This is a genomic window from Pseudomonas sp. Irchel 3E20 (genome assembly GCF_900187645.1).
Taxonomy (GTDB): domain Bacteria; phylum Pseudomonadota; class Gammaproteobacteria; order Pseudomonadales; family Pseudomonadaceae; genus Aquipseudomonas.
This window is the reverse complement of the sequence record NZ_FYEE01000006.1, coordinates 25,840-51,826: the sequence shown is the minus strand read 5'-3', so window position 1 is coordinate 51,826 and position 25,987 is coordinate 25,840. Positions and strand designations below refer to the sequence as shown.

Sequence of the window (25,987 nt, the reverse complement as noted above, 5' to 3'; positions counted from 1 at the left end):
TTCAGCAGGCCCGGGGGCGGTTATCCACAGGAAAAAGTCGCCCCAGCGACTATCTGTGATTGCCCCAGAGCCGCCCCGTGAGGGAAAATGCTCGCCTTTTTTCCGTTTCGTTTTATTCAAACCCCCAGGAGATCAGCGATGCCCAGCCGTCGTGAGCGTGCCAACGCCATTCGTGCCCTCAGCATGGATGCCGTGCAAAAAGCCAACAGCGGCCATCCGGGTGCCCCTATGGGTATGGCGGATATCGCCGAAGTACTTTGGCGTGACTTCCTCAAGCACAACCCGAGCAACCCCTCGTTCGCCGACCGTGACCGCTTCGTGCTGTCCAACGGCCATGGCTCGATGTTGATCTACTCGCTGCTGCACCTGACCGGCTACGACCTGTCGATCGACGACCTCAAGAGCTTCCGCCAACTGCACAGCCGCACCCCGGGCCACCCGGAATTCGGCTACACCCCAGGCGTCGAGACCACCACCGGCCCACTGGGCCAAGGCCTGGCCAACGCCGTGGGCTTTGCCCTGGCGGAAAAAGTGCTGGCGGCGCAGTTCAACCGCCCCGGCCACAACGTTGTCGACCACCACACCTACGTGTTCCTGGGCGATGGCTGCATGATGGAAGGCATTTCCCACGAAGTCAGCTCCCTGGCCGGTACCCTGGGCCTGGGCAAACTGATCGCGTTCTACGATGACAACGGCATCTCCATCGACGGCGAAGTCGAAGGCTGGTTCACCGACGACACCGCCAAGCGTTTCGAGGCCTACAACTGGCAAGTGATCCGCAATGTCGACGGCCACGACCCGGAAGAAATCAAGACCGCCATCGAAACCGCCCGCAAGAGCGAGCAGCCAACGCTGATCTGCTGCAAGACCACCATCGGCTTCGGCTCGCCGAACAAGCAAGGCAAGGAAGACTGCCACGGCGCCCCACTGGGTGACGCGGAAATCGCCCTGACCCGTGAAGCCCTGAAATGGACCCACGGCCCGTTCGAGATCCCGGCCGACATCTACGCCGAGTGGAACGCCAAGGAAGCCGGCCTGGCCGTTGAAGCCGAGTGGGACCAGCGTTTCGCCGCCTACAGCGCCGAGTTCCCGGAGCTGGCCAACGAACTGGTGCGCCGCATGGCGGGCGACCTGCCGGCCGATTTCGCCGAAAAGGCCTCGGCCTACATCGCCGAAGTGGCCGCCAAGGGCGAAACCATTGCCAGCCGCAAGGCCAGCCAGAACACCCTGAACGCCTTTGGCCCGCTGTTACCTGAGTTCCTCGGCGGCTCGGCCGACCTGGCCGGCTCCAACCTGACCCTGTGGAAAGGCTGCAAAGGCGTTTCGGCGCAAGATGCCAGCGGCAACTACATGTACTACGGTGTGCGCGAGTTCGGCATGAGCGCCATCATGAACGGCGTCGCCTTGCACGGTGGCCTGGTGCCTTACGGCGCGACCTTCCTGATGTTCATGGAATACGCACGCAACGCGGTGCGCATGGCCGCACTGATGAAGCAGCGGGTGATCCACGTCTACACCCACGACTCCATCGGCCTGGGCGAAGACGGCCCGACGCACCAGCCCATCGAGCAACTGGCCAGCCTGCGCTGCACGCCGAACCTCGACACCTGGCGCCCTGCCGACGCCGTGGAATCGGCGGTGGCCTGGAAGTCGGCCATCGAGCGCAAGGACGGCCCGAGCGCGCTGATCTTCTCGCGCCAGAACCTGCAGCACCAAACCCGCGACGCCGGCCAGATCGCCGACATCGCCCGCGGTGGCTATGTATTGAAGGACTGCGCGGGCGAGCCTGAGCTGATCCTGATCGCTACCGGTTCCGAAGTGGGCCTGGCAGTGCAGGCGTTCGACAAACTGACCGAGCAGGGCCGCAAGGTGCGCGTGGTGTCGATGCCGTGCACCAGCGTGTACGACGCCCAGGACGCCGGCTACAAGCAAGGCGTGCTGCCGTTGCAGGTCAGTGCGCGGATCGCCATCGAAGCGGCCCATGCCGACTACTGGTACAAGTACGTGGGTCTGGAAGGCCGCGTGATCGGCATGACCACCTATGGCGAGTCGGCTCCGGCTCCAGCCTTGTTCGAGGAGTTCGGTTTTACCCTGGAAAATATCCTGGGTCAGGCTGAAGAGCTGCTGGAAGACTGAGCCAGGTTCTGTACTGCCTGTTCTGACGCCATCGCGGGCGAGCCCGCTCCCACAGGGATATGCACCGCCCGCCCCTGTGGGAGCGGGCTCGCCCGCGATAGCGTTGGTCAACACAACGCAACGCTGACTGACTTACATCGGTAATCGAGAACCCCATGCTCCCACCGCGTCCCTACAAAGTTGCACTCAACGGCTATGGCCGCATTGGGCGTTGCGTCTTGCGTGCGTTGTTCGAGCGTGGGGCGGCGGCCGGGTTTGAAATTGTCGCGATCAACGACTTGGCCGACATGGCCAGCATCGAATACCTGACACGCTTCGACTCCACCCACGGGCGTTTTCCCGGTGAGGTAAAGGTCGACGGCGATTGTCTGCACATTAATGGCACCTGCGTGAAAGTCCTGCGCAGTGCCACCCCCGAAGGCATCGATTGGAAGGCCCTGGGCGTCGATCTGGTGCTCGAGTGCTCCGGTGCCTACAACACCCGTGCCGACGGCGAGCGCTTTTTGGCCGCCGGTGCGCCACGGGTGCTGTTCTCCCAGCCGATGGCCAGCGAGGCGGATGTCGACGCCACCATCGTCTACGGCGTCAACCAGGATTGCCTGACCGGCGCCGAGCTGCTGGTGTCCAACGCCTCCTGCACCACCAACTGCGGCGTGCCGCTGTTGCGCCTGCTGGACCAGGCCATCGGCCTGGAGTACGTGTCGATCACCACCATCCACTCGGCGATGAACGACCAACCGGTGATCGACGCCTATCACCACGAAGACCTGCGCCGCACCCGGTCGGCGTTTCAGTCGGTGATCCCGGTGTCCACGGGCCTGGCGCGCGGTATCGAACGCCTGTTGCCGGAACTTGCCGGGCGAATCCAGGCCAAAGCCGTGCGGGTGCCGACGGTGAATGTGTCGTGCCTGGATATCACTCTGCAAACCGTCAGCGACACCGATGCCGGCGAGGTCAACCGTATCCTGCGCGAGGCTGCCACCGTGGGCCCGCTCAAGGGCTTGCTGGCGTACACCGAGCTGCCCCATGCCAGTTGTGATTTCAACCATGACCCCCATTCGGCCATTGTCGATGCCAGCCAGACCCGCGTTTCCGGCCCCAGGCTGGTGAACATCCTGGCCTGGTTCGATAACGAATGGGGTTTTGCCAACCGCATGCTGGACGTTGCAGAGCACTACCTGCACGTCGCTTCCAAACCACCTCAACAGTAATTCAGGAACTGCCCCCCATGACCGTGTTGAAGATGACCGACCTCGATCTGCAAGGTAAGCGCGTACTGATCCGCGAAGACCTCAACGTCCCCGTCAAGGACGGTGTTGTCACCAGCGATGCGCGAATCCTGGCCTCGCTGCCGACCATCAAGCTGGCCCTGGAAAAAGGCGCGGCCGTGATGGTCTGCTCCCACCTGGGTCGCCCGAGCGAAGGTGAGTTCAGCGCCGAAAACAGCCTCAAGCCTGTGGCCGATTACCTGAGCCGCGCCTTGGGCCGTGACGTGCCGTTGGTGGCCGATTACCTGGGCGGCGTCGACGTGAAAGCGGGCGACATCGTGCTGTTCGAGAACGTGCGCTTTAACAAAGGCGAGAAAAAGAACAGCGATGAACTGGCCCAGCAATATGCCGCCCTGTGCGACGTGTTCGTGATGGACGCCTTCGGCACCGCGCACCGTGCCGAGGGTTCGACCCATGGCGTGGCCAAGTTCGCCAAAGTTGCCGCTGCTGGCCCGTTGCTGGCCGCCGAACTGGAAGCCTTGGGTAAAGCCCTGGGCGCCCCGGCCCAGCCGATGGCGGCGATCGTCGCAGGCTCCAAGGTGTCGACCAAGCTCGACGTACTCAACAGCCTGAGCCAGATCTGTAACCAGTTGATCGTCGGCGGCGGCATCGCCAACACCTTCCTGGCCGCGGCCGGGCACCCGGTGGGCAAGTCGCTGTACGAGCCGGACCTGCTGGACACCGCCCGCGCCATCGCCGCCAAGGTCAGCGTGCCGCTGCCGGTGGACGTGGTGGTAGCCAAGGAATTCGCCGAGAGCGCCGTGGCCACCGTCAAGCTGATCGCTGACGTCGCCGAAGACGACATGATCCTGGACATTGGTCCGCAAACCGCGGCCAACTTCGCCGAACTGCTGAAATCCTCCCAGACCATCCTGTGGAACGGCCCGGTCGGCGTGTTCGAGTTCGACCAATTCGGCAACGGCACCAAGGTGCTGGCCCAGGCCATCGCCGACAGCGCCGCGTTCTCAATTGCCGGCGGTGGCGACACCCTGGCGGCCATCGACAAATATGGCGTGGCCGAGCAAATCTCCTACATTTCTACCGGTGGCGGCGCATTCCTCGAATTCGTCGAGGGCAAAGTGCTGCCCGCCGTTGAAGTCCTGGAAAGCCGGGCCAAGGCATAAGGCCCCCGGTGCCCCGGCAAAGGAGTGTTCACATGGTCAAGACATGCGCATTGTTGCTCGCCCTGGGGCTGCTGGCCGGTTGCGCCGGCGCCCAGCAGGCCAAGCGTGAGGAGGCGCAAGCCACCGAGCCCGAAAGCCATTGCTACCAGGCCGATTGGCAAGCCGAGACGGCACCGGTGATTAACAAGCGAGCCGGGACCCAGGCGCTGGACAAATACGACACGCCGGCCAAGGCCAAGGAACGGGGCTGCCCATGACGGGTCAGAACCTCCACGCATCACGAGGAACACCGATGAAAGGTTTTATCGCCCTGGCGGCACTGGCGTTGCTCGCCGGTTGTTCCAGCCTCGGCCTGGGCACAGCGCCAGCGCCGGACAACTGGACCACCTGGACCTGCGACAGCCAGGCCCAAGTGCAGTGGCGCTACACCGACAGCAGCCGCGAGCAGGTAGATGTACGCCTGGGCGGCGACGACCAGGTGCAGCGCCTCAAGCTCGAAGCCAGTGGCTCCGGCGCGCTCTACAGCAACGACAGGCTGGCGTTTCATCAAAAAGGTGACGAGGGCCTGGTTTACTGGGTTGCCACCGACGACTTGATCGGCCGCGGCTGTAAAGCGCCGTAAACGCTTGTGGCCATACCCTGCGGGAGCGGGCAAGCCCGCTCCCGCAGAAGTTATGCACAGCCGTTGAGCATTTCGCACCACCCCATTCGCAGGTCCGGCCTTACCCCCGATCTGCAATCACTTGAATAGCAGCCGCCGCTCCGGCAGGCTTGCACGATTAACGACCCTCGACCGGGAGATACACGAACAATGGCACTTATCAGCATGCGCCAGATGCTGGACCACGCAGCCGAATTCGGCTACGGCGTTCCAGCCTTCAACGTCAACAACCTTGAGCAGATGCGCGCCATCATGGAAGCCGCTGACAAGACTGACTCCCCGGTGATCGTCCAGGCTTCGGCCGGTGCCCGTAAATACGCCGGCGCACCGTTCCTGCGTCACCTGATCCTCGCCGCCATCGAAGAGTTCCCGCACATCCCGGTGTGCATGCACCAGGACCACGGCACCAGCCCTGACGTCTGCCAGCGCTCCATCCAACTGGGCTTCAGCTCGGTGATGATGGACGGCTCCCTGGGCGAAGACGGCAAGACCCCGACCGACTACGACTACAACGTGCGCGTCACCCAGCAAACCGTCGCCCTGGCCCACGCCTGCGGCGTTTCGGTCGAAGGCGAACTGGGTTGCCTGGGCTCGCTGGAAACCGGCATGGCCGGCGAAGAAGACGGCATCGGCGCCGAAGGCGTGCTCGATCACAGCCAGATGCTCACCGACCCGGAAGAAGCCGCTGACTTCGTCAAACGTACCCAGGTCGATGCCCTGGCCATCGCCATCGGCACCAGCCACGGCGCCTACAAGTTCACCAAACCACCGACCGGCGACGTCCTGGCCATCGACCGCATCAAGGAAATCCACAAGCGCATCCCCAACACCCACTTGGTGATGCACGGCTCGTCCTCGGTGCCGCAAGAGTGGCTGGCGATCATCAACGAGTACGGCGGCGACATCAAAGAAACCTACGGCGTACCGGTTGAAGAAATCGTTGAAGGCATCAAACACGGCGTGCGCAAAGTCAACATCGACACCGACCTGCGCTTGGCTTCCACCGGCGCCATGCGTCGCCTGATGGCCACTCATCCGAGCGAGTTCGACCCACGCAAATTCTTCGGCGCCACCGTGACTGCCATGCGTGATGTCTGTATCGCCCGCTACGAAGCGTTCGGCACTGCGGGTAATGCCTCGAAGATCAAGCCGATCTCCCTGGAAGCCATGTACCAGCGGTATTTGAAAGGTGAGTTGAACGCCAAGGTTAACTAAACTTTGCGTATTTATAAAAACCCGCCGCGAGGCGGGTTTTTATTTTCTAGCAAGGGTTAGGCTGCACCAAGGTTATGGTAATGATATTGCGAGTGGTCGTTCCGTTTTGTGCGTCTTCCACACTGCCGGTAAACCGCTCAAGTCCGTCAGCATCAAGTAAGGCGTCGTGGGCGTCGCTTAAGAAACTGCTCAGGCCCTTTGGCGGATTCTTGGCATCAAGTTCGACCGTTATCTTAAGGTTTTTTGTTTCAATCTCTTCGGTGGTTTTGGGGTATGTTTTCGACGCTTCGCGATTCCATATCTTTAATGCTCTTTATGTTTGCCTCTGTGTTCGGCTTGTTGGATGTGTCCAATCAGTAAAATAGATATCTGGATAGCTGCTGATTTATCTTTGAATCGGATCACAGAGGCTAGGCTGCCCCGCTAAGACTAAATGGAGGGGCTTCTCGGCTTCCTTGCTCCCCATTGAAACTAGCATATGGTTGTGCGCAGTTTACCTGTCATATTTACCGGTTTTTTATAGAGTTTTAGACGGGTTGTTATTCCAGTTTTGACAGTATGGCAGCGCTCAGCCATGTAGGTTATAAGCAAGTTTTGTGGATGAAGAGTAGAACTCTATAAGCCGGATTGGGTCTTTGGGGGTTGCCGGACTCTTGCGTTGAATTGTCATCGCGGATGGAGTTAAAGGGTATGTTGGTTATGTGCTAACAATATTAAAAATGTTGTTTTTCGGTTCATATTATTTCGTGTTCTTCATATTATGTACTTCCTGCTCAACGTTAGCTTGTGAGCGAGACTTGGGTTGTTCGTTGTACTGTGTATTAGAGGAGTGCTTGAAATGGCAGATATCAAAGGCATGTACGGCCGTATGGGCCAGGAAATGTACTTGGATCTATCGAATCCAATTTTAGGGGAAGTTCATGGTTGGGTGATGACACGCACCAGCCAAGTGGGGTTGCAGTTCAAACCAACGGCAAATCCCATTACGCATGGCTGGGGGATGAAATTTACGACGGTGGAAGGCGATAGAACTTATTCATGGAGCCTCAGTTTAAGTGAGGTGAGGTTGGCAGGGACGCGGAGTTTTACTTACCCTGATGGACTCGTCGAAGTTGAAAATATCGACTTTGTCAGGATTAATAAATTGCCGTGGACTTAAGTGTGGTTTTGCCATGTCATGTTTGACAAAGGGGATGGGTAGGTTTTTTTAATATATCCATCCCTTTTTTGCATCGACTCGCTTGTTTCATTATCAAGTACCCAGCGTTGCCCCCCCCTCCACACACCCCCAGCGCTTTTGTCGCACGCCAACCCCGCGCCCCATTGACTCAAATCACCCACTCCGGCCCTTGGCTGACCCATGGTTGAAGCAGACCAAAAACAGCAAAGGGAGCAGTACCGTGTTTAGACCGATGATTTTCATGTTGGGCATGGGGTTGGTGGCGAGTGCCTCGGGGATGGTGGCGAGCAACGAGCCCATTGTGCCGGTGCAACCGGTGAAGGTGGCGGATGCGGGCAAGGTGGAGTTGGGCAAGCAATTGTTCTTTGACCCGCGCCTGTCCAAGTCCGGGTTTATTTCCTGCAACTCGTGCCACAACCTGAGCATGGGCGGCAGCGACAACCTGCCGACGTCGATCGGGCATAACTGGCACCAGGGGCCGATCAACTCGCCCACGGTGCTCAACTCGGGGATGAGCATCGCGCAGTTCTGGGACGGGCGCGCCAAGACCCTGGCCGAGCAGGCCGGCGGGCCGATTGCCAACCCGGGGGAGATGGGCTTTACCCACAACCTGGCGGTGGACGTGGTGGCGTCTATCCCGCAATACCGCGAAGCGTTCAAGAAGGTCTACGGTAAGAACGCGGTCGATATCGAGCAGGTGACCGACGCCATTGGCGAGTTCGAGAAAACCCTGGTCACCCCCAACGCACCATTCGACCGCTGGTTGAAGGGTGATAGCAAAGCCATCAGCGCCACGGCGCAAACCGGTTATCAACTGTTCAAATCCATCGGTTGCGTGGCCTGCCACAACGGCGAAGCCGTGGGCGGCGGTTCGTTCCAGAAGATGGGCGTGGTCGAACCCTACGCCACCAAGAACCCCGCCGAAGGCGTAGCTGGCCTGACCGGCAAGGACGCCGACCGCATGCGTTTCAAAGTGCCGACGCTGCGTAACGTCGAGCTGACCTACCCCTACTTCCACGACGGCGCGTACTGGAAACTCGAAGAAGCGGTGGACGTGATGGCCCGTCTGCAACTGGGGCGCAAGCTGAGCACCGATGAAGTGGGCCAGATCGTGGCCTTCCTCAAGACCCTGACCGGCGATCAACCGGACTTCAAACTGCCGATCCTGCCGCCCTCTTCGGCGCAGACGCCGCTGCCGGTGCCGTTCAACTAAAGGCCGCAGCCCAGGCAGTAAGCCAGGTAAAGGCCCGGGTGGCGACGCTCGGGCTTTTTTGTACCTGGCCATTGGCGTAGATCGCACATCTGGAAACGACAATTCCTGTCCTACAAGATGGCCATTTCCTACCGTTAGTCGGCTGCCCACGGGTTTGGGCCCTTGAGGGCCGGGGCTTTCCTATTGCTTTCCCATAACCGGGTCTAGAGTGAAGGCTCAGTATTTGCCCGGTTTTCCGTTCGATCGCCGGCAGGACGCTCCGACAAGAGAAGCAGCATGGAATGCGCGCAGCCCAAGCCTGGTGACAGCAGTTCGGTCCTTTTGATAGTCGATGACTATCCCGAGAATTTGGTCAGTATGCGCGCGCTGTTGCAGCGCCAGGACTGGCAGGTAATGACTGCGGCCTCCGGGGTTGAAGCCTTGGGACTGCTGCTCGAGCACGAAGTCGACTTGGTGCTGCTGGATGTGCAGATGCCCGGCATGGACGGCTTTGAAGTTGCCCGCTTGATGCGCGGCAGCCAGCGCACGCGGTTGACCCCGATCATTTTCCTCACCGCCAACGAGCAGTCCCAGGATGCCGTCATCAAGGGCTATGCCAGCGGCGCGGTGGATTACCTGTTCAAACCCTTCGACCCGCAGATCCTCAAGCCCAAGGTGCAGGCGTTGCTGGAACATCAGCGCAACCGCCGTGCCTTGCAGCGCCTGAGCCATGACCTGGAGGTGGCGCGGGCGTTCAACGCCTCGGTGCTGGACAACGCCGCCGAGGGCATCCTGGTAGTGGACGAGGACGGCGTGATCCGCTTCGCCAACCCGGCGATCTGCCGTTTGCTCAACGCCACTGTTGGCGAGTTGCAGGGCACGGAGTTCATCGCTTTCCTGCAAAACCCCCACGTGCCGAATTGGGCGGATTCCCTGCTCTACGAAACCTACCGCCGAGGCGAAACCTGGCGCCTGCACGATGCCTTACTGCGTACCGCGCCAGGGCAGTTGCTGCCGGTGGCGCTGTCGTGTGCGCCGCTGCCGGCCGAGCAGAAGGCTATGGTGGTGACGGTGCTGGACATGTCGGTGGTGCGCCACCTGCACCAGCAACTGGAGTATCAAGCCGTCACCGACCCGCTGACCGGGTTGTTCAACCGCCGCGGTTTTTATCAGGCCGCAGAAAACCAATTGCTGCGCAACGAGCGCACCAGCACCACCTCGGTGCTGCTCTACCTGGACTTGGACGGTTTCAAGCGGGTCAACGATTGCCTGGGCCACGACGCCGGCGACCGGGTGCTGCGCTGGGTGTCGGAGCAGTTGAAAGGCAGCCTGCGCTCATTCGACATTTTGGCGCGCATGGGCGGCGATGAGTTCACCGCGTTGCTGGATCTGGAGTTCCCGGAGCAAGCGGCGAAAATCGCTGAAAAGCTCATCGAACGCCTGTCCATCTGCCAGCAAATCGAAGGCCTGGACATGACCCTGGGGGCGAGCATCGGCATCGCCACCTACCCCGATTGCGGCGCCAACCTCGATGGCCTTTTGCGCGCGGCGGATATCGCCATGTACGAGGCCAAGCGCGCCGGGCGCCAGCAATACCGCTTCTACGATCACGAAATGAACGGCCGCGCCCGCTCGCGCTTGATGCTCGAAGAAAGCGTGCGCACGGCCATCGAAAGCAAGGATTTCAACCTCGTCTACCAGCCCCAGGTGTCCATCACCGATGGCCGTTTGCGTGGTTTTGAGGCTTTGTTGCGCTGGCAGCACCCCAGCGTTGGCGATGTGCCGCCGGGGCTGTTTTTGCCGTTGCTGGAAGAGGCACGCCTCATCAGCCGCCTGGGCAGTTGGATCTACCAGCAAAGTACTGCCCAGCGCCGCGCGTGGAGCACCGTGTTCAACGATGACCTGGTGCTGGCCGTGAGCCTGAGCAGCACCCAGTTCGGCATGCCCAACCTGGTCACTGAGCTGCGCCAGGTGTTGGAGCGCCACGGCCTGCGCCCCGGGCAACTGGAGGTGGAGGTGACCGAGGACACCCTGGTGCGCAACCTGGACGAAACGCGCAAGCAACTGCGCCTGTTGCGCAACCTGGGGGTGCGGGTGGCGCTGGATGATTTCGGCTCGGGGGATTGCTCCCTGGCCCATCTGCGCGACCTGGACCTGGACACCCTCAAACTCGATCGGCACTTGGTGGCGCGGCTACTGGAATCGCCCCGCGACGCAGCCATGGCCCGCGGTGTCATTGAGTTGTGCAAGCAGTTCGGCCTGCTGGTGGTGGCCGAAGGGGTGGAAACCCTGGCGCAGTACGAGTGGCTGCACGCCCATGGCTGCGAGTACGTGCAGGGCTACTTGGTGGCGCGGCCGCTGCTCGCCGGGGACGCCAGCCAATTTCCCCTGGCCTTTGACTGGAGCGCAGTACGCGACTGAATTGGGTACACTGGCGACCTTTTACGCCCCGTTGCCGTCCCATGACCGCCCTTAAATACCTCCAGGCCTACCCTTTTGCGTTGCAGGAACAAGTGCGCCAGATGATCGCGCAGGATCGTCTTGGCGATTACCTGCACCAGCGCTACCCCGACAAGCATGCGGTGCAGAGCGACAAAGCGTTGTACAACTTCGCCCTGGCCCTCAAACAGGAGCATCTGCGCAACGCACCGGCCATCGACAAAGTGCTGTTCGACAATCGCCTGGACCTGACCCACCGCGCGTTGGGCCTGCATACGGCCATTTCCCGGGTGCAAGGCGGCAAGCTCAAGGCCAAGAAAGAGATCCGCATCGCCTCGTTGTTCAAAGACGCGGCGCCGCAGTTTTTGAGCATGATCGTGGTGCATGAGCTGGCGCACTTCAAAGAGTCGGACCATAACAAGGCGTTCTACCAACTCTGCGAGCACATGCTCCCCGGCTACCACCAACTGGAGTTCGACCTGCGGGTGTATTTGACGTACCGGGATCTGCCGCCAAAAACCATTCAGGAATAAGCCGATGGACGTGAGCAAGACCAAAAGCAGCTTTTACCGACGCCTCTACGTGGCGTACCTGATCGACAGCCAACTGGCCAGTAGCGTGCCAGCCCTCACCGAAGCCACCGGCATGCCCCGGCGCACCGCCCAGGACACCATCGCCGCCCTGGCAGACCTGGACATCGTCTGCGAGTTCGAGCAACAGGACGGTGCCCGCAACCACGCCGGGCGCTACCGCATCCGCGACTGGGGCGCCATCGACAAAGGCTGGATCACCCTGCACCTGGGGCGGATCAAGGCTGTGTTGGGCTACCCCTGAGCCCTACCGCTTGCTACAACGACGACACCCTGCGCATGCCGATATGGGGAATGCCGTCTTCGACATACGGCTCGCCTGCTACTTCAAAGCCGTAGTTGGCGTAGTAACCCTGCAAATGGGCCTGGGCCGAGAGGTAGATCGGCACTTCGGGCCAGTATTTTTCGGCCTGTTTGAGGCCCTGTTTCATCAGCTCATGGCCAAGGCCCTTGCCGCGGGTCGATTCGGCGGTCACCACCCGGCCAATCACCACGTCGCCGCCCTGGGACGTGGGGTCGAGCAGGCGCAGGTACGCCACCAACTCATCGCCCTCCCAGCCCATCAGGTGGCAGGTGTCGCCGTCCAGGTCCAGGCCATCGAGGTCTTGGTAGGCACACTTCTGTTCCACGACAAATACCTCGTCGCGCAGTTTGAGGAGGGCGTAGAGCTGTTCCTTGCCCAAGTCGCTGTGGTGTTTGCACACCCATTCAATGGTCATCGCTTCGTCCTGTAGGAAAACTTCCCTGGATACTAAGCGCCCCGTCGCGCCTTGTCTGCCGCTGCGGGGCGTCTGTTTTTGTGAGAGCAATCAAATTGCCATCATTCATTTTGCGCGGGGCTGACTTCTTTGTGTAATCTGCTGTGCAGCTTGCAAATAGCTGTGATGAGCTAAGGTTAAGGCCGCAGATGGGCCCGGCCACCGACGCATCGGTCTTCGGTTTGAGCTAAAAACACGCAGGGCACCCGCCCGCTAAGGACGTTTTAGCATGTCGCGATTGCATCGAGCCTTTGCTTTGATCGGATTGCTCTTGCTAGGGCAGCACGCGCACGGGGAAAAACTGCGCCTGGTGGCGGATGCCTGGCCCCCCTTTACCGACGCCACGCTGCTCAACGGCGGCTTGGCCACCGACATTGTCAGCACCGCCCTGGCGCGGGCGGGGTATGCCAGCGAGTTCGAGCAAGTACCCTGGGCCCGGGCGTTGCTGGGCATCGGCGAAGGTCGCTATGACGTGCTGGTCAACGCTTGGTTCAACGAGGCCCGCACCCATCTGGGGCAGTTCTCCGGCGAGTACCTGCTCAACCGCGTGCGCTTTCTCAAGCGCAAGGACGCGCCCATCGAATACAAGAACCTGCAGCAACTGCACGAGTACCCGGTGGCGGTGGTGCGCGGCTACGCCTATTCCCAGGCATTCGACGAAGACCCGGGGTTGCAGAAGGTGCCGGTGCACAACTTTTCCATGGCGGTGCGCATGCTCGCCGCCGACCGGGTCAAGCTGACCCTGGAAGACGAGTTCGTGGCGCGCTATCACCTGTCCCGCGAATCCCCTCGGGTGCGCAATGCGGTGGAGTTTTTGCCCAAGTCCTTGAGCGAAAACAGCCTGCACATTCTGGTCAGCCTGAAAAACCCCGAGCACCAGCAGATCGTCGCCGGTTTCGACCGCGAGATCGCGGCCATGAAGGCCGATGGCAGTTATCAGCGCCTCTTGCGCCAGCATGGGATGGCGCACTGAACCATCTCCTTGCAGGCGAGCCTGTGGGCGCTAAACCTCGCTCGTATCCTTGATGAGATGCGCCGCCAAGGTGCGCAGCGGCCCCAGTTGCCGGCAGATCAGCGCCAACTGGCTTTGCACCAGGCGCTGGCTTTCGTCGATGTCGTCGCTCATCTGTTCCAGCTCATTGGCCAGGGCTTCTTCGGCGTCGCTCTGGATGGCGATCGGTTGTTTGCTGGCCAGGCCCTGGGCGATTTCGTCGATGCTGGCCGCCAGGCGCACGCCCGCGCCTTCGATCAGGTGTTCGCGCACCTCGCCGGGCAGTTGGGTGTCGCGGTGCGCGCCCAGGCCCGAGAGGTAGCTGAGCAGGGTGTGGGACAGCACCAAAAAGCGAAAACCGACGTCCGCTTCCTTACGAAAATGCCCCGGCTCCATCAGCATGTTGGCCAGGGTGGTGGACAGTGCCGCGTCGGCGTTGTGGGCGTTGCGCCGGGCGAGGCGGTAGGCCAGGTCGTCGCTTTTGCCGTTGGCGTACTGCTGCATGATCTGGCGCAGGTAGATGCTGTTGCAGGTCAGGGTGTTGGCCAGCACCTTGTTCAGGCGCCGGCCCTGCCAGTCCGGCAGGAACAGGAACACCGCCAGCCCGGCGATCAGGCTGCCCAACAGGGTGTCGAACAGGCGCGGCAGGAACAGCCCATAACCGTCGCCCACTTGGTTGAAGCAGAACAGCACCATCAGGGTGATCGCGGCCGTGGCCAGGGTGTAGCGCGAGGTGCGGTAGATAAAGAACACCACCCCGGCGGCGATGGCGAAGCACGACTGCACCAGCGGGTTGGGGAACAGGTCGAACAGCGCCCAGGCCACGGTCAGGCCGATGGCGGTGCCGATGATCCGCTGCCCGAGTTTTCGCCGCGTGGCGCCGTAGTTCGGCTGGCAGACGAAGAGCGTGGTGAGGATGATCCAGTAGCCCTGGGACGGGTGGATCAAATGCACCATGCCGTAGCCGATGCTTAGCGCCAGCGGCAGGCGCAAGGCATGGCGGAACAGCAGCGAGGTGGGCGTCAACTGAGTGCGCAGGCGCGTCCACACGTCCTTGAGGTTGCGCGGCGAGCGGTCCAGCAGGCTGCTGTCGGTGGCGTCCGCCAGGCTGTCGGGGTTGCTGGCGTCGCTGAGCAAACGGTCGAGGGTGGCCAGGTTGGCCGCCAGGGCGCGCAGCGAGCGCAGCAGGCCGCGCCAGGCCGGGTTGCTCTGTATGCGCAGGTGTTCCAGGGACGCATCCAGGTCGCCCAGGGCCTGGGCGAAACTGGCGTCGTAGACGAACGGCTGGCGCAACTGGATCGACTCGGCCAGGGCCTGGCAGGCCTTGCCCTGCTGGCGCAACAGGCGCTGGCAGCGGAACAGCACGTCACTGTGGAAGAACGCCTCGGCCAGGGCGTTGTACGGGTAATGGGAAGAGCTGGCGCGTTCGTGGATGTCCTGGGCCAGGAAGTACAGCTTGAGGTAGCGGCTGACCTTCGACCCCGGCCGGCCATTGCCTACACGGTGCAGGATGATTTCCTTGGCGGCATTGAGCGCCGCCACCACTTTGCCGTTTTGCTGCGCCAGCTCCAGGCGCCGCGCCTCCACGTCCATCTGCCGGATCGGCTCGAACAGCGACGACTTGAGCTTGAGGTAGTAACCCAGTTCGCGAAACAAGCGCGCCAGGCTCTGCTGCACCGGTTGGTTGGAAAACAGCGCCTGCCACAGCACCGACAGCAACCCGTACCACGCCGCGCCCGCCACCAGCAGCACCGGCTCGTGCCAGAAATCGGTGACCGCGCCGCCGCGCTGATCGACGCCGATCATGGTGTACACCGACAAAATCAGCGTGGCCGAGGCAATCGCCCCATAGCGCTCGCCCAGGGCGCCGAGCATGGTCAGGGCGAAACTGGCCAGGGCCAGGGCGATCACGAAAACCCACGGGTAGGGGAACAACCACTCGACGGCGAATGCGGCGATGCTAAAGCACACCAGGGTCACGGCCAGGGCATTGAGGCGGCCCTGCCAACTGTCGTCGGTTTCGGCCAGGGCGCTGGCGATAATCCCCAAAAACAGCGGGATCAGCAGGCCCATTTCATCCTGATACCAGCACAGCGCCATGCTGCCGGTCAGGGCAATGAACACCCGCACGCTGTAGCTGAACTTATCCAGGGCCCAGAGGCGCCGCAGGGAGTGACGGAACGAGGTCGATGACATGAAGGGCAAAAGGCCTTGGCGGGCGGTGGGCTAAATTGGGCCAGTATGGACGCTGGCGCAATACTGGCAATCACATCCAACAAGCAAAATATGTTCCTGGGGTGGTTTTCTAGGGGAGGGTGTGTGGGAGCAACTGTCTTACCCCTACTCTTCGGCCATCGCGAGTAGGCTCGCGCCCATAGAAAAAAATGAAAACCCCACCCACACCACCGTTCAACTGTGGGAGCGGGCCCTGCCCGCGATGAGGCCATTACAGCCAACACCTGTCTACCCAGCAGTCATGCCGTTATCGCGGGCGAGCGCAGCGCCCCCCGGCTCGCGCCCACAGGGTTGGTGCTGCGCTTGCACCGGTGTCAGGCGTACTGCGCCGCCGCATACCCCGAGGCCCACGCCCACTGGAAGTTGAAACCGCCCAGGTGGCCGGTGACGTCCAGCACTTCGCCGATAAAGTACAGGCCAGGGCTTTTCAGCGATTCCATGGTCTTGGACGACACTTCGCGGGTGTCCACGCCGCCCAGGGTCACTTCCGCCGTGCGGTAGCCCTCGGTGCCGGCCGGCGCCAGGCGCCAGTTCGCCAGTTTCTCGGCGATGGCCGCCAGTTCGCCGTGGGTGTACTGCTTCATCGGTTTGGAGACGAACCAGTGGTCGGCCAGCAGGTTGGCCATTTTCTTGGTGAAGAGCTCCCCCAGCAGGGTCTTGAGTTCGCTGTTGGGGCGTTGGGCCTGTTGCTCGTTGAGCCACTGCGCCGCGTCGTGGTCGGGCAGCAGGTTGATTTCCACGCAGTCGCCCGGTTGCCAGAACGAGGAAATCTGCAAGATCGCCGGGCCGCTGAGGCCGCGGTGGGTGAACAGGATATTTTCGCGAAAGCTCTGCTCGTTGCAGCTGACCAGGCAATCGACTGAAGTGCCCGACAGCTCGGCGCACAGGTCTTTGAGTTGGTCGGTGATGGTGAACGGCACCAGGCCGGCGCGGGTCGGCAGCAGTTCGTGGCCGAACTGGCGCGCCACTTGGTAGCCGAAACCGGTGGCGCCCAGGGTGGGGATCGACAGCCCGCCCGTGGCGATCACCAGGGATTGGCAGCGCACCTCGCCCAGGGTGGTGGCGAGTTGATAGCCGCCGTCGAGTTTTGCGATCTGCTCGATGCTCGTGTCCAGATGCAGCTTGACGCCCGCCTGTTCGCATTCGTCCAGGAGCATGGCGAGGATGTCGCTGGCCTTGTTGTCGCAGAACAGTTGGCCGAGTTTTTTCTCGTGGTACGGCACGCCGTGCTTGGCCACCAGGGCGATGAAATCCCATTGGGTGTAGCGCGCCAGGGCGGATTTGCAGAAGTGCGCGTTGTGGGACAGGAAATTGCCCGGCTCGGTGTACATATTGGTGAAATTGCAACGCCCGCCGCCGGACATGAGGATCTTCTTGCCGGCCTTGTTGGCGTGGTCCAGCAACAGCACCTCGCGCCCGCGCCCGGCGGCGGTCAGCGCGCACATCAGGCCTGCGGCGCCAGCGCCGATGATGACGACTTGGGTAGAGCGCAAAGCGGTGTCCTCTTGGTGTCTGACTACAAACCTGACTGTGGCAGCGGGCGTGCTCCCACAGGGAAGGGGTTTTGCTATTACAAGATGCGCACGCGCAACGAGCGGCCCTTGATCTTGCCGTCGTTGAGGCGTTGCAGGGCCTGTTTGGCGATGCCGCGTTCCACGGCGACGAAGGCCTGGAAGTCGAAGATCGCGATTTTGCCGACCTGGGCGCCGGGGATGCCCGCGTCGCCGGTCAGGGCGCCGAGGATGTCGCCGGGGCGGACTTTGTCCTTGCGCCCGGCGCCAATGCACAGGGTGCTCATCTGCGGCAGCAGCGGTGCGCCGCCCTGGGACGGCAGGTTGTCCAGTTGGTCCCAGCTCAGGGGGGCTTTTTGCAACTGCTCGATGGCCTGGGCGCGGTGCGCTTCGGACGGTGCCACCAGGCTGATGGCGATGCCTTTTTCGCCGGCGCGGCCGGTACGGCCAACGCGGTGGATGTGGATTTCCGAGTCGCGGGCCAGCTCAACGTTAATGACCATGTCCAGGGCATCGATGTCCAGGCCGCGGGCCGCGACGTCGGTGGCCACCAGCACCGAGGTGCTGCGGTTGGCGAACATCGCCAGGACCTGGTCGCGGTCACGCTGCTCCAGGTCGCCGTGCAGGCCGACGGCGCTGATGCCCTTGGCGCTCAGGTGGTCGACGGTTTCCTGCACTTGCTGCTTGGTGAAGCAGAACGCCACGGTGGACACCGGGCGGAAATGCGCCAGCACCCGCACCACCGCGTCCATGCGCTCCTCGGGGGAGATTTCGTAGAAGCGCTGTTCGATCTGGCTGTCGTCGTGGAACGCTTCGGCCTTCACTTGCTGCGGGTCGCGCATGAACTTGGAGGCCAACTGCTTGATGCCCACCGGGTAAGTGGCGGAGAACAGCAGGGTCTGCCGGCGCTCCGGGCATTGGGCGATGATTTCTTCGATGGAGTCGTAGAAACCCATGTCGAGCATGCGGTCGGCTTCATCGAGGATCAGCTTATTGAGGCCGTGGAGCACCAGCGAACCCTTGCGCAGGTGCTGCTGGATGCGCCCCGGCGTGCCGACAATGATGTGCGCGCCATGCTCCAGCGAGGCGATCTGCGGGCCGAACGACACGCCGCCGCACAGGGTCAGGACCTTGATGTTGTCTTCGGCGCGGGCCAAACGGCGGATTTCCTTGGCCACCTGGTCGGCCAACTCGCGGGTCGGGCAGATCACCAGGGCCTGGCAGCCGAAAAAGCGCGGGTTGATCGCGTTCAACAGGCCGATACCAAAAGCGGCGGTTTTGCCGCTGCCGGTCTTGGCCTGGGCAATCAGGTCCATCCCTTTGAGGATCACCGGCAAGCTCTGCGCCTGGATCGGCGTCATCTGGGCATAACCGAGGGAGTCGAGGTTAGCCAGCATGGCGGCGGACAGCGGCAAAGTATTAAAAGCGGTGGCGATGGTGGTCACGGGACGGGCCTGCAAAACAAAATGTCGCGCAGTGTAACAGCCCCCCCGCGAACTTCTCGCATATTCCTGACGAGGGGAGAGGGGGCAGCCGCAAGCACTGAGCGACAAGCTCACCCCTTGCCGCTGCTGCTAATGCTCTATGTGCTCCTGAGCCGGCCGGGCGCGTTTTCCGTCCGTCGGCGAGAGTTGCAGGAATATCGCTGCCGCGAGCATGGCCATCACGCCGACGGTGAGGAAGGTCAACTGGAACGCGCCGAGCACGGTGCTGACTTCACCGCTGCCACTTTGCCCGGTAAAGCCGCCCAGCAGCGCCCCGGCGCAAGCCACGCCCAGGCTCAGGGCCAATTGCGCCACTACCGACAACAGGCTGTTGCCGCTGCTGGCGCTGGCGTCGTCGAGGTCGATCAGGGTCACGGTGTTCATCGCGGTGAATTGCAGCGAGTTGATCGCCCCCAGCACCGCCAGTTGCAGGAGCAACAGCCAGTAAGGCGTTTGCTCACTCACCAGGCCCATGCTCGCCAGCATCAGGCCCAGGGCCAGGGTGTTGCCGGTGAGCACCACGCGGTAGCCCAGGCGCTCGATCAACGGCCGTGCCACGGACTTGGCCAGCATCGCGGCGGCGGCCAGGGGCAGCATGCTCATCCCCGCCTGGGACGGCGAGTAGCCCAGGGCTATTTGCAGCAACAGCGGCACCAAAAACGGCAGTGCGCCGCTGCCCAGGCGTGCGAACAGGTTGCCCAGGATGCCCACGGCGAAGGTGCGGGTTTTGAACAGCGCCGGGGCGAACAGCGGCGTGTCCACGTGCCCGGCCCGCAGCCAGTACGCCGCCAGGCACGCCAGGCCGGCGAACAGCAACAGCATCACCCGCAGGTGGGGCAGGTGCAGTTCCCCCAGGCCTTCCATGGCGATGGTGATAAGCACCATGGCAGCACCAAACAGCAAAAAGCCGAAGCCGTCGAAGCGGGTGCGTTCGCTGCCGCGCAGGTCCGGGATAAAGCGCCACACCGCGTAGCAGCCGATCAGCCCCACGGGCAGGTTGATAAGGAAAATCCAGTGCCAGGACAGGTACTGCACCATCCAGCCGCCCGTGGTGGGCCCAAGTAACGGCCCGAGCAAACCGGGGATGGTGATGAAGCCCATGATGCGCACCAACTCTGAGCGCGGGTAGGCGCGCAGCACCACCAGCCTGCCGACCGGCAACATCAGCGCCCCGCCCAGGCCCTGCACCACCCGCGCGCCGATCAGCATGCCGAGGCTATTGGACAGCGCGCACAGCAACGAGCCGAGGCTGAACAGCAAGATGGCGCCGAAGAAAATCTTTTTGGTGCCAAAGCGGTCGGCGATCCAGCCCGAGGCCGGGATCAACAGGGCCACGGTGAGCATGTAGGCGATGATGACGCCCTGCATGCGCAGCGGGTCTTCGGCCAAGTCCCGGGCCATGGCCGGCAGCGCGGTGTTGAGGATGGTGCCGTCCAGGGACTGCATGAAAAACGCAATGGCCACCACCCACGGGATCCAGCGGGCGGTGGTGGCATCAAGGGCTGGGCGGTTGGGCATGGGGCCTCGCTGTTATCGGGAGTGTGATGCGCCGCCAATCTCCTGTGGGAGCGAGCCTGCTCGCGATAGTGGAGTGTCAGCCACCTAAGCGATCGACTAGCAGGCTGCTATCGCGAGCTGGCTCGCGCCCACCGTGCGGATCTTTCATGGAAATAGTGGTTTACAGCGTCAACGTCAACCGGCTCACCAGTGCCCCCGGCAGCAGCGCCGAGTCGGTGTGGCGCTGGCTGTAGGTGCTGGCCGACAGCAGCAGTTCGCGCTCGCGGGTCAGCGCCAGCAGGTGCGAGCCGAGCAGGCTGTAGGCGCTGTCGTCAAAACGCATGGTGCTGACCGGCGCCTGGATCTGGCCGTTTTCCACCCAGAACGTGGCGAAGCGGGTCATGCCGGTCATGCGTGCGGCCGGTTGGTCCGAGTAGTTCAAGTACCACAGGTTGCTGATGTACAGGCCGGTGCCCAATTGCTCCAGGATATCAGCCTGGGCCAGGGTGCCGGGGGCCATGCTCAGGGCACCGGGGCTTTCACCGCCGCCCGCGCCGTTGGCGCTCAAGCCGTACTCGGCGGCGCTGCGCGAGCTGACCAGTTGCGCTTCGGCCAGGCCTGCGCGGATCAGGGTCAGGTCGCTGCGCGGGTAGCCTTCGCCGGAAAATGCCGGGCTGAGGGAACCGCTGACCTTCTCTTCCAGGCTCAGCAGCGGGCTGAACGCCTGCTCACCGCCATACAGGCGCTGCAACGGGCTGCTTTTGCTGGCGATGGCCTGGGCGGAAAAACCGCCCCAGGCCAGCAGGCCGATGATTTCTTCCATGGCCGCCGGCGCCAGGTAAGCGCGGTATTGGCCCGGCGCCACGGCGTGCAAGGGCCGGCCCAGGTAGTCCAGTTGCTGGCGCGCCAGGGCAAAGCGCTGGGCGAAGGCCTCGTCGCTCCAGGCGTGGCCGGCGTAACTGGCCTTTACCGCTTCGCCATTGGCGTGGAACAGGCTGAAATCGAAGTTGAAGCTATTGGCCTCGTGCCAGCCAAAGGCCCCCGCCGAACTGGCGAAGCCACGGCTGACCGGCCCGGCGGCGTAGATGCCGACCAAATCCAGGCCAGCGGCGGCGCGGCTGATCTGCTCGACCACATGGCCGACGTCCGGCAGCAGCTGCGCCTGCACAGCTTGGCTGTGCCAGCCGTCGTGGTTGAGCAGTAGGTACGGGTCCGGCGCCAGCAGCGGCAAGGTTTCGCGCAGTTGCTGCAAGCCCTCGGCGAGGCGCTGGCGGTCCACGGCGGGGTCACCGGCCAGGGTGATCTCCAGGTCGGCGTGGCGCCCGCCATCAATCAGTTTCAGCCCTACGCTGGCCTGCTGTACCTGCCCGGCCTGGCGCACCTTGGCGTGGTTGAACCGCACGAAGGCCGAGGTTTCGGCGCTGTAGCTCAAGGTGAACTGCTCGGGTTCGCGCAGGGCACCGCGCAGCCAGGTCACCAGGTGGTTGAATTGTTCGGCCATCAGGCATCTCCTCCAAATACATCCACCTGGCTGAACACGCAGGCCGGCGAAGCATGGCCCACGCGGATCACCTGGTTCGGCTCGCCTTTGCCGCAATTGGGCGTGCCCAACACCTTGAGGGTGCTGGCATCGCCCACGGCGCTGAGGTTGCGCCAGAACTGCGCGGAAACGCCCCGGTAGTTGGGGTTTTTCACCACGCCCTTGAGTTCGCCGTTTTCGATCAATTGGCCCCATTCGCAACCGAACTGGAATTTATTGCGCGCGTCGTCGATGGACCAGGAGCGGTTGGTCGACATCAAAATGCCGCGCTCGATGCCCGCCACCAGTTGCGCCATGGAGTGCTCGCCCGGCTCGATGTTGAGGTTGGCCATGCGGTCGATGGGCGCACGGTTCCAGCTACAGGCGCGGCTGTTGGCCACCCCGTCGAGGCCAGCGCGAAACTGCGACAGCGCCCCGCCCATGGGCCGCAGCAGGCGCCCTGCGCGGATCAGGAATTCCTTGCGCGCCGGGGTGCCATCGTCGTCATGGCGGTAGCTGGCCAGTTGCTCGGGGATCAGCGGGTCGAAGGTCACATTGAGCAGTGCGGAGCCATATTGCAGGGTGCCGAAGTCATCGGCTTTGACGAAACTGGTGCCGGCGTAGTTGCGCTCGTCGCCCAGGATGCGGTCCAGCTCCAGCGGGTGGCCGATGGACTCGTGGATTTGCAGGATCATCTGGTCGGGGGTCAGCAGCAGGTCGCGCGGGCCGTGTGGGGTGTTGGGCGCGAGCAGCAGTTGCAGGGCCTGGTCGGCGATCCGCGGCGCGGCGCCGATCAGGCCGGCGCGGCCGAGCACTTCGGCGCCGCCCTGCTGGCCGAAGTTCTCGCGGCCCAGGGTGCGGGTCTGGCTGTCGCTGCCGTCATAGGCGGTGACTTCCAGGCCCGGGAAGATAAAACGCTGTGCCTGGCGCAACTCGGCGCCGGCGCTGTTGAGGTAGATCTGCTCGACGTGGCGGATACCCAGGCTCGCCTCCCAACTCACCAGGCGCTCGTCGCGGGGCACGGCGGCGGATTCGTCGGCCAGCACCTGGTAGCAGTCCTTGAGGGATGGAAAGGCCTGGTCGAGGTTGGGCGACAGGTAGTCGGCGCGCTCACTGGATACCGCCTGCTGGCGCAAATCGAGCAAGGCATGGGCGGCGATGGCGCGGGCCTGGTGCTCGGCACGGTCAAGGGCGGCTTGCAGCCCGGCCAGGGATAGGTCGTTGGTGGCGGCATAGGCTTCGACGCCGTTGACCCGGGCGGTGAGCATGGCGCCTTCATCGCGGCTCAGGCTCGGCGGTGCGGCGACGTTCTTGCGCACCGCCAGGTACTGGCCGGCCTCGCACACATGGCGCAGGGAAAAGAACTCGGCACCGGTGCGCAGGGCGGCGAAGTGCTTTTTGAGAGTAGGGTGGGCGGTGAACATGGGGCCTCCTTGGGGCTTTGGCGGCCTTGGGGGCCTTATCGCGGGCCAGCGGCGCTGCGCTGCGCTGGCCCGCGATGCTTTTTAGCATCAGACCGGGCAACCCTTGGCGCGCAGGATGGCGTCGAAGCGGTCCGGGTCCAGGGTGCCAGCCTCGATAGCGGCAAGCGTAGCCTGTTCGCGGGCCAGCAGGTCGTGGCAGCGCACCAGCAGCTCCGGCAACTCGGCGCGGGCGGCGGCGACTACGCCATCGCCGTCACCGATCATCAAGTCGCCCGGTGCTACCAGCATGCCGGCGCAAGAGATCGGTACGTTGATTTCGCCGCCGCCATCGGTGCTTGGGCCACGGTGCACGCCGCCGATGGCGTAGGCCGGTAGTTCGCCGGTCTGCCATTCGTCGAGGTCGCGCAGGGCGCCGTTGATGACCACGCCGACGATCCCGGCCTTGAGGGCCATGGCACGCATGATGCCGCCGAACACGGCGCGGGTCAGGTCGGCGCTGCCGTCGATCACGAGCACGTCACCGGGGCGGGCCATTTGCATGGCCTTGAGGATCATCAGGTTGTCGCCGGGGCGCACCCGCACGGTCAGGGCGCTGCCGAGCATCGGCGCATTGCCGTGGAAGGCTTTGAGGCCCAGGCCGCCGACATTGCGGCCCAGGCAGTCACTGACGGCCGCGGCGGGGATCTTGCTGAATTCTTTCAACCACTTCGGGTCCAGGGGCTCGACATTGGGGTTGATGAGATAGCCGGTGGGCCATTTGCTCGAAGAGACGACATCAAACATGAGAAAGCCTCGTGGCGGGGGTATTGGATGGGGCGGGGGTGAAGCGTGTGTGCGGCCTAGAGTAGGCCGGGGGAGGTTGTGGGATCAAGGGTGGTGGGGTGTGGGAATTAGGCGAGTGCTTGAGTGGGCCTTATCGCGAGCGGGCTCGCTCCCACCAGGAAATGGAGATTCCTGTGGGGCGAGCCCGCTCGCGATAGCCGCAACGCAATTACTGCGCGGTACGGCTCACTTCCCGCAACGGCTTGCCGCGCACCGGCGCGTCGCCTGCCACGTAATAGGCGGCGGTGCTGCGTGGCAGGGGCTGGCGGCCGCGGATTTTGTCGGCGATTTTCTCGGCGATCATGATCGTCGGCGCGTTCAGGTTACCAGTGGTAATCAGCGGCATGATCGAGGCATCCACTACGCGCAGGGCCTGCAAACCGTGCACACGGCCTTCGCCATCGACCACGGCCATCTCGTCGGTGCCCATCTTGCACGAGCAGGAAGGGTGGAACGCGGTTTCGGCGTGTTCGCGGATGAAGGTGTCCAGTTGCTCGTCGGTCTGCACGTCGATGCCGGGGCTGATTTCGCGGCCACGGAAGGCGTCCAGCGCGGGCTGTTGCATGATTTCGCGGGTCAGGCGGATGCCATCGCGAAACTCTTGCCAGTCCTGCTCGCTGGCCATGTAGTTGAACAGGATGCTCGGGTAGTCGCGTGGGTTCTTGGACGTGAGCTGGATGCGCCCGCGGCTGGGCGAACGCATGGAGCCCATGTGCGCCTGGAAGCCGTGTTCCTTCACGCCGTTGCTGCCGTTGTAGTTAATCGCCACCGGCAGGAAGTGGTACTGGATGTTCGGCCACTCGAAGTCCGGGCGGGTGCGGATGAACCCGCCGGCCTCGAACTGGTTGCTGGCGCCGATGCCGGTGCCGTTGAACAGCCATTCGGCGCCGATGGCCGGTTGGTTGTACCAGAGCAGCGAAGGGTACAGCGACACCGGTTGGGTGCAGGCGTATTGCAGGTACAGCTCCAGGTGGTCCTGCAGGTTTTCGCCGACGCCTGGCAGGTCGTGGACCAGCGGGATGTCGAGGCTTTGCAGCAGTTGCGCCGGGCCGACACCGGAGCGCTGGAGGATCTGCGGCGAGGCGATGGCGCCGGAGCACAGCAGCACTTCCTTGCGGGCGCGGGCTTCGACGCGCTCCTCGGCCGAACCCACCAGGTAGCGCACGCCGGTGGCGCGCTTGCCGTCAAACAGGATCTTGTCGGTCAGGGCGTGGGTGACGATGGTCAGGGTGTCGCGTTTCTTGGCGGTGTCCAGGTAGCCGCGGGCGGTGCTGGCGCGCCGGCCGTTGGGCGTGACGGTGCGGTCCATCGGGCCGAAACCTTCCTGCTGGTAGCCGTTGAGGTCTTCGGTGCGCGGGTAACCGGCCTGCACGCCGGCCTCGACCATGGCGTGGAACAGCGGGTTGTTGCCCGGTTTAGGCGTGGTCACGCTGACCGGGCCTTCGCCGCCGTGGTAGTCGTTGGGGCCGATGTCGCGGGTTTCCGCTTTGCGGAAATACGGCAGGCAATCCAGGTAGCTCCAGTCTTCCAGGCCCGGGTTTTTCGCCCAGCCGTCGTAGTCCAGGGCGTTGCCGCGGATGTAGCACATGCCGTTGATGAGCGACGAACCGCCCAGGCCCTTGCCACGGCCACATTCCATGCGGCGCCCGTTCATGTGCGGCTCGGGGTCGGTCTCGTAGGCCCAGTTGTAGCGCCGGCCTTGCAGCGGGAACGCCAGGGCCGCCGGCATCTGGGTGCGGAAGTCGAAGCGATAGTCGGGGCCACCGGCCTCCAGCAGCAGGACGGTGACGCCTTCGTCTTCCGTCAGGCGCGTGGCCAGGGTGTTACCGGCCGAGCCGGCACCGATGATGATGTAGTCGAATTCTTGGGACATGGGAACTCCGGGGGAGCTTTAAGCGGCAAGCTCCAAGCTTCAAGCTGCAAGAAAGAGCAGCGCGCTGT

Annotated in this window: 21 protein-coding genes; 12 read left to right on the top strand and 9 right to left on the bottom strand. The window is 63.1% G+C overall.

Translation table 11 applies throughout. The annotated features are described in order from the left end of the window. The first annotated feature begins 138 nt into the window (after positions 1-138). The 11 genes from tkt (at position 139) to CKW13_RS13075 (ending at position 12,049) form a co-directional block, all read left to right on the top strand. Complete coding sequence (tkt, locus tag CKW13_RS13125) at positions 139-2,136, top strand: transketolase (RefSeq protein WP_095109050.1); 1,998 nt, start codon at positions 139-141, stop codon at positions 2,134-2,136. A 155-nt stretch (positions 2,137-2,291) separates the two neighbouring features. Beyond that, positions 2,292-3,347, top strand: a complete 1,056-nt coding sequence (gene epd, locus CKW13_RS13120; RefSeq protein ID WP_095109049.1) for an erythrose-4-phosphate dehydrogenase — start codon at positions 2,292-2,294, stop codon at positions 3,345-3,347. A gap of 17 nt (positions 3,348-3,364) precedes the next feature. Further along, entirely contained in the window at positions 3,365-4,528 is a 1,164-nt protein-coding gene (locus CKW13_RS13115) for a phosphoglycerate kinase (RefSeq protein WP_095109048.1), read from the top strand. Positions 4,529-4,560: 32 nt separating this feature from the next. Next, a complete protein-coding gene (locus CKW13_RS13110; RefSeq protein ID WP_095109047.1) occupies positions 4,561-4,785 on the top strand; it encodes a hypothetical protein in 225 nt (74 codons plus the stop codon). A gap of 35 nt (positions 4,786-4,820) precedes the next feature. Next, complete coding sequence (locus CKW13_RS13105; RefSeq protein ID WP_095109046.1) at positions 4,821-5,150, top strand: MliC family protein; 330 nt, start codon at positions 4,821-4,823, stop codon at positions 5,148-5,150. 189 nt (positions 5,151-5,339) lie between these two features. Beyond that, positions 5,340-6,404, top strand: a complete 1,065-nt coding sequence (gene fba, locus CKW13_RS13100; RefSeq protein ID WP_095109045.1) for a class II fructose-bisphosphate aldolase — start codon at positions 5,340-5,342, stop codon at positions 6,402-6,404. A gap of 838 nt (positions 6,405-7,242) precedes the next feature. Continuing rightward, positions 7,243-7,563: a hypothetical protein gene (locus tag CKW13_RS13095; RefSeq protein ID WP_095109044.1), complete on the top strand. Its 321-nt coding sequence runs from the start codon at positions 7,243-7,245 to the stop codon at positions 7,561-7,563. Between the two features lie 241 nt (positions 7,564-7,804). After that, complete coding sequence (locus CKW13_RS13090) at positions 7,805-8,797, top strand: cytochrome-c peroxidase (RefSeq protein ID WP_305886494.1); 993 nt, start codon at positions 7,805-7,807, stop codon at positions 8,795-8,797. A gap of 276 nt (positions 8,798-9,073) precedes the next feature. Continuing rightward, positions 9,074-11,197: a bifunctional diguanylate cyclase/phosphodiesterase gene (locus tag CKW13_RS13085; RefSeq protein WP_095109042.1), complete on the top strand. Its 2,124-nt coding sequence runs from the start codon at positions 9,074-9,076 to the stop codon at positions 11,195-11,197. 41 nt (positions 11,198-11,238) lie between these two features. Beyond that, positions 11,239-11,748, top strand: a complete 510-nt coding sequence (locus tag CKW13_RS13080; RefSeq protein WP_095109041.1) for a M48 family metallopeptidase — start codon at positions 11,239-11,241, stop codon at positions 11,746-11,748. A gap of 4 nt (positions 11,749-11,752) precedes the next feature. After that, positions 11,753-12,049, top strand: coding sequence for a helix-turn-helix domain-containing protein (locus tag CKW13_RS13075; RefSeq protein ID WP_095109040.1), 297 nt, complete (start codon positions 11,753-11,755; stop codon positions 12,047-12,049). A 13-nt stretch (positions 12,050-12,062) separates the two neighbouring features. On the opposite strand, the gene CKW13_RS13070 is transcribed toward CKW13_RS13075, so the two are convergent. Further along, positions 12,063-12,524: a GNAT family N-acetyltransferase gene (locus tag CKW13_RS13070; RefSeq protein WP_095109039.1), complete on the bottom strand. Its 462-nt coding sequence runs from the start codon at positions 12,522-12,524 to the stop codon at positions 12,063-12,065. A gap of 268 nt (positions 12,525-12,792) precedes the next feature. On the opposite strand from CKW13_RS13070, the gene CKW13_RS13065 reads away from it, so the two are divergent. Beyond that, on the top strand, positions 12,793-13,536 hold the full coding sequence (locus CKW13_RS13065; RefSeq protein WP_095109038.1) for an ABC transporter substrate-binding protein: 744 nt from the start codon (positions 12,793-12,795) through the stop codon (positions 13,534-13,536). 30 nt (positions 13,537-13,566) lie between these two features. Here the strand turns inward: CKW13_RS13065 and yccS are convergent, their stop codons facing one another. The 8 genes from yccS to betA form a co-directional block, all read right to left on the bottom strand. Beyond that, positions 13,567-15,750, bottom strand: coding sequence for a YccS family putative transporter (gene yccS, locus CKW13_RS13060; protein ID WP_095109037.1), 2,184 nt, complete (start codon positions 15,748-15,750; stop codon positions 13,567-13,569). A 353-nt stretch (positions 15,751-16,103) separates the two neighbouring features. Further along, positions 16,104-17,282 (bottom strand): NAD(P)/FAD-dependent oxidoreductase, encoded by a 1,179-nt coding sequence (locus CKW13_RS13055; RefSeq protein ID WP_095109036.1) that lies wholly within the window; start codon positions 17,280-17,282, stop codon positions 16,104-16,106. A 77-nt stretch (positions 17,283-17,359) separates the two neighbouring features. Then, positions 17,360-18,745 carry an ATP-dependent RNA helicase DbpA gene (dbpA, locus tag CKW13_RS13050; RefSeq protein ID WP_095109035.1) on the bottom strand — a complete coding sequence of 462 codons (1,386 nt, stop codon included), beginning with the start codon at positions 18,743-18,745 and terminating at the stop codon, positions 17,360-17,362. Positions 18,746-18,874: 129 nt separating this feature from the next. Further along, on the bottom strand, positions 18,875-20,302 hold the full coding sequence (mdtD, locus tag CKW13_RS13045) for a multidrug transporter subunit MdtD (RefSeq protein WP_095109034.1): 1,428 nt from the start codon (positions 20,300-20,302) through the stop codon (positions 18,875-18,877). Positions 20,303-20,462: 160 nt separating this feature from the next. Next, a complete protein-coding gene (locus CKW13_RS13040) occupies positions 20,463-21,782 on the bottom strand; it encodes a TldD/PmbA family protein (RefSeq protein ID WP_095109033.1) in 1,320 nt (439 codons plus the stop codon). Continuing rightward, positions 21,782-23,224: a TldD/PmbA family protein gene (locus CKW13_RS13035; RefSeq protein WP_095109032.1), complete on the bottom strand. Its 1,443-nt coding sequence runs from the start codon at positions 23,222-23,224 to the stop codon at positions 21,782-21,784. Before CKW13_RS13035 ends, CKW13_RS13040 begins: the two co-directional genes overlap by 1 nt. Positions 23,225-23,311: 87 nt before the next feature. Then, entirely contained in the window at positions 23,312-24,007 is a 696-nt protein-coding gene (locus tag CKW13_RS13030; protein ID WP_095109031.1) for an RraA family protein, read from the bottom strand. Between the two features lie 208 nt (positions 24,008-24,215). Next, positions 24,216-25,919 carry a choline dehydrogenase gene (gene betA, locus CKW13_RS13025; RefSeq protein WP_095109030.1) on the bottom strand — a complete coding sequence of 568 codons (1,704 nt, stop codon included), beginning with the start codon at positions 25,917-25,919 and terminating at the stop codon, positions 24,216-24,218. Between the last annotated feature and the right edge of the window lie 68 nt (positions 25,920-25,987).

Coding starts and splice junctions, on each gene's coding strand:
- tkt (WP_095109050.1), top strand. CDS start 139: ATGCCCAGCCGTCGTGAGCGTGCCAACGCCATTCGTGCCCTCAGCATG.
- epd (WP_095109049.1), top strand. CDS start 2,292: ATGCTCCCACCGCGTCCCTACAAAGTTGCACTCAACGGCTATGGCCGC.
- CKW13_RS13115 (WP_095109048.1), top strand. CDS start 3,365: ATGACCGTGTTGAAGATGACCGACCTCGATCTGCAAGGTAAGCGCGTA.
- CKW13_RS13110 (WP_095109047.1), top strand. CDS start 4,561: ATGGTCAAGACATGCGCATTGTTGCTCGCCCTGGGGCTGCTGGCCGGT.
- CKW13_RS13105 (WP_095109046.1), top strand. CDS start 4,821: ATGAAAGGTTTTATCGCCCTGGCGGCACTGGCGTTGCTCGCCGGTTGT.
- fba (WP_095109045.1), top strand. CDS start 5,340: ATGGCACTTATCAGCATGCGCCAGATGCTGGACCACGCAGCCGAATTC.
- CKW13_RS13095 (WP_095109044.1), top strand. CDS start 7,243: ATGGCAGATATCAAAGGCATGTACGGCCGTATGGGCCAGGAAATGTAC.
- CKW13_RS13085 (WP_095109042.1), top strand. CDS start 9,074: ATGGAATGCGCGCAGCCCAAGCCTGGTGACAGCAGTTCGGTCCTTTTG.
- CKW13_RS13080 (WP_095109041.1), top strand. CDS start 11,239: ATGACCGCCCTTAAATACCTCCAGGCCTACCCTTTTGCGTTGCAGGAA.
- CKW13_RS13075 (WP_095109040.1), top strand. CDS start 11,753: ATGGACGTGAGCAAGACCAAAAGCAGCTTTTACCGACGCCTCTACGTG.
- CKW13_RS13070 (WP_095109039.1), bottom strand. CDS start 12,524: ATGACCATTGAATGGGTGTGCAAACACCACAGCGACTTGGGCAAGGAA.
- CKW13_RS13065 (WP_095109038.1), top strand. CDS start 12,793: ATGTCGCGATTGCATCGAGCCTTTGCTTTGATCGGATTGCTCTTGCTA.
- yccS (WP_095109037.1), bottom strand. CDS start 15,750: ATGTCATCGACCTCGTTCCGTCACTCCCTGCGGCGCCTCTGGGCCCTG.
- mdtD (WP_095109034.1), bottom strand. CDS start 20,302: ATGCCCAACCGCCCAGCCCTTGATGCCACCACCGCCCGCTGGATCCCG.
- CKW13_RS13040 (WP_095109033.1), bottom strand. CDS start 21,782: ATGGCCGAACAATTCAACCACCTGGTGACCTGGCTGCGCGGTGCCCTG.
- CKW13_RS13035 (WP_095109032.1), bottom strand. CDS start 23,224: ATGTTCACCGCCCACCCTACTCTCAAAAAGCACTTCGCCGCCCTGCGC.
- CKW13_RS13030 (WP_095109031.1), bottom strand. CDS start 24,007: ATGTTTGATGTCGTCTCTTCGAGCAAATGGCCCACCGGCTATCTCATC.
- betA (WP_095109030.1), bottom strand. CDS start 25,919: ATGTCCCAAGAATTCGACTACATCATCATCGGTGCCGGCTCGGCCGGT.